The organism is Endozoicomonas sp. ONNA2 (genome assembly GCF_024606365.1).
Taxonomy (GTDB): Bacteria; Pseudomonadota; Gammaproteobacteria; order Pseudomonadales; family Endozoicomonadaceae; genus Endozoicomonas.
In genome coordinates this window covers 1-6,156 of sequence record NZ_JAHHPO010000374.1, presented here as the reverse complement: position 1 = coordinate 6,156, position 6,156 = coordinate 1, and the positions used below count along the sequence as shown (strand labels likewise).

Sequence of the window (6,156 nt, the reverse complement as noted above, 5' to 3'; positions counted from 1 at the left end):
TCACAAAACGAAGAAATTGTATCCTCAATTTTCTGCCATCCTCGCTATGGGGACGCCCTGTCGGGCGCTATTCTCGGACAGCCTCCTGACAAAAGCTTTTCTTTTCTTCGTGTCTTTGTGGTTCAAAAAAGCAGTGCAAAAAAACAGGATCAGAACCTTGATTGCCATTCAAGCAGAAGACTTTAACCCCGGCCAGGAATATGCACACCTGGAAGGGAATACCTCATCAGGCGCCATTGTGACTTTTACCGGAACGGTTCGGGATATGAACCTTGGCGATAAGGTGGGCGGTCTGTTTCTGGAACATTATCCGGGGATGACGGAAAAAGCCCTGGAGGAAATTATCCATGAGGCCAGAGCCCGTTGGCAGCTGCAGACGGTTCGGGTTATCCATCGTATTGGGCAGATGTATCCCGGTGACCGAATCGTGTTTGTGGGTGTCGCCAGCGCCCATCGCCAAGAGGCATTTGCTGCCTGTGAGTTTATTATGGATTACCTGAAAACCCGTGCGCCGTTCTGGAAGAAAGAGACGACGCCGGAGGGGGATCGCTGGGTTGATGAGCGTGACTCTGACCAGCAAGCGGCAGATCGCTGGCTTTGACCTTGGCAAGTGAACTCATAAAGAACGCCCGCCTCATGTCAAGAACTGTATTTTTAGCATTCTTGCTCGCTTTTCTGGTGGCATCGGTCAACGCAATAGAACTGAAAGTGGCCGTTGCAGCAAACTTCAAACCATCTCTGGAAGTTTTGGCCAAAGCGTTTGCGGCAGAAACCGGGCACCGGTTACTGATCTCCTCGGCCTCTACCGGTGCGCTGTATAACCAGATCATCCATGGTGCGCCTTTCGATATCTTTCTGTCAGCAGATAGCCACAGAGCCCGGCTGCTGGAAAAAAAGGGACTGATACTGAAAGGCAGTCGGCAGCCCTATGCCCTGGGCGTGCTGGTTTTGTGGAGTCCCGGGTTTTCCGGTGAACATGGGAAAGCCATGACACTGGAGGATCTGGCGGTCTATACAGGGCGCCTGGCCATTGCCAATCCGGCAACAGCGCCTTATGGTTTGGCAGCACAGCAGGTTTTGGAAAAGCTGGGTTTCTGGTCTTCGCTTCGCTCCCGACTGGTGCAGGGAGCCAGTATCCAGCAAGCCTGGCAGTTTGTGGCCAGTGGTCATATTCCTGCAGGGCTGGTGGCGAAAGCGCAGCTGGTCAACCATAAAGACGACGACAGCCATGTTTTTCTGATTCCTGCTACGTTGTATGATCCGATTCAGCAGGACCTGGTTATCTTGCAGCGGACCAGACAGCCTGAGGCGGCAAAGGCGTTTGTGGCGTTTATGTTGTCACCGTCTGTTCAGCACACCATTGCCAAACAGGGTTACTTGCCGGTATCAACGACAATGGCCGGTAAACCAATCTCCGAACATCGAAAGGAAGCGTTCTGAATGCTGCTCACTGCTGTCTGGGTAACGCTGAAACTGGCCACCATGACCACTTTGATTCTGATGCTGCTGGCGATTCCCATGGCATGGGGGCTGGCTAATATGCACAGCTGGCCAAGACCCGTGCTGGAAGCCCTGGTGGGTCTGCCAATGGTATTACCGCCAACCGTCCTTGGTTTTTATATATTGTTGCTTTGCTCGCCAAACTATGGGCCGGGGCAGCTCTGGTTGTCGCTGACCGGCACCACCCTGGCGTTCAGTTTTACCGGGCTGGTGATTGCTTCTGTCATCTGTTCTATGCCATTTGTCGTGCAACCACTGCAGCGGTCCTTTGAACAGCTTGACAAGGGCCTGCTTGAGGCCGCCGCCATGATGGGGGCCGGACCAATGGATCGTTTCTTTAATGTTGTCCTGCCCTGTACCCGCAGGGCGATGATTCTGGCAGCCTGCATGGGGTTTGCCCATACCGTTGGCGAGTTTGGTGTGGTGCTTATGATTGGTGGCAATATCCCCGCAGAGACGCAGGTGCTGTCCATTGCCTTGTTCGATGCGGTGGAATCGCAGCAGTTCAGCGAGGCTCATCAGATTGCTGCGGGTCTGATGGTATTTGCCATGCTGCTGCTGATTACCCTGTATAGTCTTGATCGCAAGGCCGCCTTGTCGCTGGAATCAAACATCGGTCGTCGTTAATGCTAAGAATAGATATTCAGCTTCCCCGGGATCGCTTTGTGCTTGGTGTTGATGAGTCACTGGCTACCGATAGCACCTGGGCCATTATGGGACGTTCAGGATGTGGTAAAACTTCACTGCTGAGAACCATTGCCGGTTTGGAACGTCATGCCAAAGGACGGCTCCAGTTCAATGATGAACTCTGGCAGGACTCTGAAAAGGGAATATGGGTACCGCCGGAGCAACGGGGCATTGGTTATATATTTCAGGAAGCCCGGCTGTTTCCCCATTTGAACGTTATGGCAAATCTCCAGTTTGCCTTGCAGCGGGCCGGGGCAAATGTGGCAATGCCGTCATTATCTGAGGTGGTTGAGCAGCTTGATATTGTGCATTTACTGGGACGTACGGTTGATAAACTTTCCGGCGGTGAGCAGCAGCGGGTTGCTATTGCCCGAACCTTATTAAACGGTCCCCGTCTTTTATTAATGGATGAGCCCCTGGCGTCACTTGACTGGTCAGCAAAAACCAGCATTCTTCCCTGCCTGAGAACTATCCATCAGCACTTTGGTATACCGGTGGTCATGGTGAGCCATGCCCGTGAAGAGGTTGCACGGCTGGCGGATAAACTGATGCTTGTTGAGCAGGGGCAGATTGTATCCCGTGGCGAGTGTCGTCAATTGCTCAGTGGGCCAGGTTCTCTATTAACCAGGGATGACTCTGCATTGGCGATTCTGGCAGTAGAAGTGGGTAGCCATGATCAGGAGTACGGTTTTACCGAGCTGCTGTTTGGTGGCCAGACATTGTGGGTCAATCAGATTTCAGCACTGCCGGGAACCCATCTGAAAGTCATATTGCCTGCCCGGGAAGTCAGTATTGTTGTGGAAGATATCCAATGCACAAGCATTCAGAATCGAGTGGCGACAACGATTCAGTCGATACAGGAACTGGATTCCAATAATGTCATGTTGTTTATGGCGGCTGAAGGGCAGACATTGCTGGCATTGGTCACCAGAAGAGCGCTGAGGTTATTGAATTTGTCAGTAGGGCTGCGTGTTTTTGCCCATTTCAAGGGGGCTTGTCTGGATGTTATCTGATACGCAACCCTCCAAATATGAACTGCTCAGCTAATTGGACCCGCTGGATCTTTTGTGGCATCAGCTTTTGTTATGCGTTTCCACACCATCGTGGTCTGTGCTTTCAAGCAACAGTTTTGCAGCAGCAGCAACACCTTCTTCGGTACCGTTATAAAGCAACAGAAAGCTGCCTGCAAGGAGGGACTCTTCATAGCGTACAATACTGTTTTTGGGAATTCCCATGCTGGCAAGACCTGCACCGAGTGCGGATACACCGCCAACAATCACTGCACCTTCAAGGCCTCCGACAATGGCAGACACTAATGGTCCGGCCACAACCATTGGGCCAACGCCCGGAATCACAAAAAAAGCGGCACCAAACAGAATGCCCCAGAGCCCGCCCCAGAAAGCCCCCATTTTTCCCCAGGCTTTCATTCTGTCACCTGTGTTGTAATAACCAACCACATGCTCTTCTGTGTGGTAGTCGTTACCAATGACGGATATCTTTTTCATCTCAAAGCCTGCTTTTTGCAGGCACTTGACCGCATCATCAGCAGCACTATGGGTTTTATAGACAGCAACACAAGTGTTCGGTGTTTTCATCATCAAGCTCCAGAAAGAGACTGAAACCAGTCTATTAGGAAATCGTTGTTAAAAAAGTAGATGATTTTAACTGACAGTCAAATGGTTGACAGGTGTCTGATGATCAATGAAGGGGGATGGGAGAGCTTTTCAACTTTTGGTCAGACTGTTTGTTTGGTTTTGACCGTCAGGCGAGAAATATTCGCCCATAAAAAAGAGCAACCCCAGGTGCTCTTTTACTGTTTTCCCGGGAGGGGAAAAGCTTATACTTTCTCTACGTTGGCAGCCTGAAGACCCTTCTGGCCCTGCTCAACGTCAAAGGTCACAGCCTGACCTTCTGCGAGAGTCTTGAAACCGTCACCAATGATGGCACGGAAGTGAACAAAAACGTCTGGACCGCCGTTATCCTGAGCGATAAAGCCAAAGCCTTTCTCTTCACTGAACCACTTTACCGTTCCGGTCGATTTAGACATGCAATGTCTCCTGAATATTTCTATAAAAATGCGTTGTACACGCGTTAAGCCAATGTGCAGTCACATCTTCATATATCTATTTAAGAGTAAAGCAATCAAAGTAGCAGAACTTAAACTAAGAAGAAGTGGTGTGACGGTCAGGAAGTACTCAAAAAGCAATACGATTTTTCGTTCTTCTCAATAATGGCCAATAGAAACTCTAATAGCTGTCTGAAGGGATGTCAAAGATTTTATCAAGTTTGTTATCAACAGAATAACGAACGAATTTTAACCGAAAATCAGGGGCTCGATGGACCTGTTGGATAAGAAATCTTTACCTGGTTTTCAGGTATTCAGGACAGCTCCTTATTACCTTTTGTTCACCGTTTTTTAGTGCTCTTGATGGGCAGCAACAGGTCATGGGTGATCGGAATAAATTGACTGGACGATTGCATCAGCGATGCTGCTGTCAGAGCTTCAACACTGTAGACCTCAGTCTGCAGGCCAAAGTCCTGTTGCACTTTTTGCAACAGCAGGTCAAAGTCACCATCACCGGAAGCGAGGGCAATGATATCGACCTCGGGTGCCTGGCTCATGACATCCAGCGTTATCCCCACATCCCAGTCACCTTTTGAGGTGCCGTCGCTTCTTTGAATATAAGGCTTCAGCTTTACTTCAAAGCCAATGGCCCGAAGAATGTCCTGGAATTGCCGCTGCCTGGGGTCCCCGCGATCTATAGCGTAGGCGATGGCTCTGGTAATCTTTCTGCCCTTGCTGACCAGCGCCCAGAACGCGTTGTAATCAAAATGGCTGTTATAGAACTGGCGGGTGGTGTAATAGATGTTCTGCACATCAACAAACAGCGCAACACGTTTTTCAGTCATAGGTTCTTATCCTGTCATGCTGTTTCATGATGATGGTTGATGATGCCTTGCGGACAAGATACATCAGGCCGCCAATGGCAAGCATCGATGCCAACGCCATGACAATTACGTACAGATTGCCTTGCGTCGGATTTTTCAGTAAAACGATCAGGTTTCTTGCCTGCATACCTGCCCAAAGGGCAAACAGCGTTCTGGGTAACATGCCAATAAAGCCGGCTACCAGAAATGTAGCAAGGCGAACGCCAATCGCCGGTAGCACCAGGTTCATTAATGAAAAGGGCAGGACTGGTGATATTCGGGTCAGAATCACCAGTGGCCACTGATGATGTTTCACTGCATCAAGCGTCAGGTGTATTCGGGAGTTTGGGGGGAGTGTCTTCATCAGCTGCCCATGATCCAGTGATTTCCCCACCAGATAGCCCAGAGCAGACGCTGCCGGGTAGGAGATCAGGATATAGAAAAACGCTGGCCACCCCAGAAAATAGCCACTGATCAGGGCGATAAGGGTAGACGGTGTCAGGGCCAGTGCCATGGTCAGGGCGCTGGCCGTGAAGAGCCAGGCCCACTGGTGGAGGGATAACGTGTAAAGGGTGTCCTGCCAGGTGATCGCGAGTGAGGTGACCAGGGTGCTGCCAAAGAGGGAAGTCATAGTGAGCATTCCCATCAATGAGAGTATCTGACGATTCTTTCTGAAAAAAGAGCATCGCAAGACAGTGCTGCGAAGGGATAAGCAATTCACTGGAAATGACCGGCCGCTGTCGATAAAACCTGTAAGAATAATGGCTGATACAGTAAGAATCAATTAGCGAGAACCGGACCTTTTGTTGAGTTTTCGCTGAAGTGTCCTGCGATGTGTGCCCGGGCTTTTGGCGGCGGCAGAGATATTGCCGCTGTGCTACAGTACTTTCTGCAGACACTCCCACTCCAGCAGCTGGTAACAGGATTTAACCCTGCCAAAATTGATATTGAAAACAGGCTGGCGTACCCAACAACCAAGTGTGGTATATAAGTAGCTAACCATATGAAATCATATATTTCTGACTCCTTGTGCCGGCACTC

8 protein-coding genes and 1 pseudogene are annotated in these 6,156 nt (G+C 50.2%); 4 read left to right on the top strand and 5 right to left on the bottom strand.

Going from position 1 to position 6,156, the window contains the following annotated elements; all coding sequences use genetic code 11:
• From moaE to modC, 4 genes are all read left to right on the top strand, one after another.
• On the top strand, positions 1-601 hold a 601-nt coding region (gene moaE / locus KDK14_RS06830), incomplete at its 5' end, for a molybdopterin synthase catalytic subunit MoaE (protein WP_373691045.1).
• Positions 602-636: 35 nt separating this feature from the next.
• Entirely contained in the window at positions 637-1,440 is an 804-nt protein-coding gene (modA, locus tag KDK14_RS06825; RefSeq protein ID WP_257264280.1) for a molybdate ABC transporter substrate-binding protein, read from the top strand.
• On the top strand, positions 1,441-2,127 hold the full coding sequence (modB, locus tag KDK14_RS06820; protein WP_257264279.1) for a molybdate ABC transporter permease subunit: 687 nt from the start codon (positions 1,441-1,443) through the stop codon (positions 2,125-2,127).
• Positions 2,127-3,200 carry a molybdenum ABC transporter ATP-binding protein gene (modC, locus tag KDK14_RS06815; RefSeq protein WP_257264277.1) on the top strand — a complete coding sequence of 358 codons (1,074 nt, stop codon included), beginning with the start codon at positions 2,127-2,129 and terminating at the stop codon, positions 3,198-3,200. The genes modB and modC overlap by 1 nt, the downstream gene beginning before the upstream one ends.
• A 60-nt stretch (positions 3,201-3,260) precedes the next feature.
• On the opposite strand, the gene KDK14_RS06810 is transcribed toward modC, so the two are convergent.
• From KDK14_RS06810 to KDK14_RS06790, 5 genes and pseudogenes are all read right to left on the bottom strand, one after another.
• Positions 3,261-3,785 carry a DUF1269 domain-containing protein gene (locus KDK14_RS06810; protein ID WP_257264275.1) on the bottom strand — a complete coding sequence of 175 codons (525 nt, stop codon included), beginning with the start codon at positions 3,783-3,785 and terminating at the stop codon, positions 3,261-3,263.
• A 239-nt stretch (positions 3,786-4,024) separates the two neighbouring features.
• Positions 4,025-4,234, bottom strand: coding sequence for a cold-shock protein (locus KDK14_RS06805; RefSeq protein ID WP_101745061.1), 210 nt, complete (start codon positions 4,232-4,234; stop codon positions 4,025-4,027).
• 359 nt (positions 4,235-4,593) lie between these two features.
• Positions 4,594-5,097 carry an NYN domain-containing protein gene (locus tag KDK14_RS06800; RefSeq protein WP_257264274.1) on the bottom strand — a complete coding sequence of 168 codons (504 nt, stop codon included), beginning with the start codon at positions 5,095-5,097 and terminating at the stop codon, positions 4,594-4,596.
• Positions 5,090-5,746: a TVP38/TMEM64 family protein gene (locus KDK14_RS06795; RefSeq protein WP_257264273.1), complete on the bottom strand. Its 657-nt coding sequence runs from the start codon at positions 5,744-5,746 to the stop codon at positions 5,090-5,092. Before KDK14_RS06795 ends, KDK14_RS06800 begins: the two co-directional genes overlap by 8 nt.
• Positions 5,747-5,899: 153 nt before the next feature.
• Positions 5,900-6,025: pseudogene (locus KDK14_RS06790) on the bottom strand (helix-turn-helix domain-containing protein); the annotation flags it as partial.
• Between the last annotated feature and the right edge of the window lie 131 nt (positions 6,026-6,156).

What these genes read in the sequence shown, in the direction of transcription:
- KDK14_RS06795 (WP_257264273.1), bottom strand. Translation starts at nt 5,746, where the DNA reads ATGACTTCCCTCTTTGGCAGCACCCTGGTCACCTCACTCGCGATCACC.
- KDK14_RS06805 (WP_101745061.1), bottom strand. Translation starts at nt 4,234, where the DNA reads ATGTCTAAATCGACCGGAACGGTAAAGTGGTTCAGTGAAGAGAAAGGC.
- KDK14_RS06810 (WP_257264275.1), bottom strand. Translation starts at nt 3,785, where the DNA reads ATGATGAAAACACCGAACACTTGTGTTGCTGTCTATAAAACCCATAGT.
- modB (WP_257264279.1), top strand. Translation starts at nt 1,441, where the DNA reads ATGCTGCTCACTGCTGTCTGGGTAACGCTGAAACTGGCCACCATGACC.
- KDK14_RS06800 (WP_257264274.1), bottom strand. Translation starts at nt 5,097, where the DNA reads ATGACTGAAAAACGTGTTGCGCTGTTTGTTGATGTGCAGAACATCTAT.
- modA (WP_257264280.1), top strand. Translation starts at nt 637, where the DNA reads ATGTCAAGAACTGTATTTTTAGCATTCTTGCTCGCTTTTCTGGTGGCA.
- modC (WP_257264277.1), top strand. Translation starts at nt 2,127, where the DNA reads ATGCTAAGAATAGATATTCAGCTTCCCCGGGATCGCTTTGTGCTTGGT.